At 44.3% G+C, this 361-nt stretch carries 1 protein-coding gene; it reads left to right on the forward strand.

What is annotated here, in order from left to right; all coding sequences use genetic code 11:
- Nucleotides 1-47: 47 nt before the first annotated feature.
- On the forward strand, nt 48-361 hold a 314-nt coding region (locus tag L9G74_RS23920; protein ID WP_238898532.1), incomplete at its 3' end, for a reverse transcriptase domain-containing protein.

A 361-nucleotide genomic window follows, 5' to 3' on the forward strand; every position in this document is an offset into this window, starting at 1 on the left:
ATGTAACTTCAGATCAAGTTACTACCGAACCTCGTAGGTAAACCAGAGTGAGATCCGCACCAGAGTGGTACGGTATTCCTGTTCTGGAGGTCATGTTACTTGACAATGACGAACCTAGGAACTATGAGGAAGCGATGATGAACCCAGATTCCGCGAAGTGGCTTGAGGCCATGAAATCTGAGATGAGATCCATGTATGAGAAGAAAGTATGCACTTTGGTTGACTTGCCCGATGATCGGCAGGCCATACAGAATAAATGGATCTTCAAGAAGAAGACTGACTCTGACGGTAATGTTATTGTCTACAAAGCTCGACTTGTTGCAAAAGGTTTTCGACAAGTTCAAGGAGTTGACTACGATGA

Source organism: Shewanella electrica (assembly GCF_022321485.1).
GTDB lineage: Bacteria > Pseudomonadota > Gammaproteobacteria > Enterobacterales > Shewanellaceae > Shewanella > Shewanella electrica.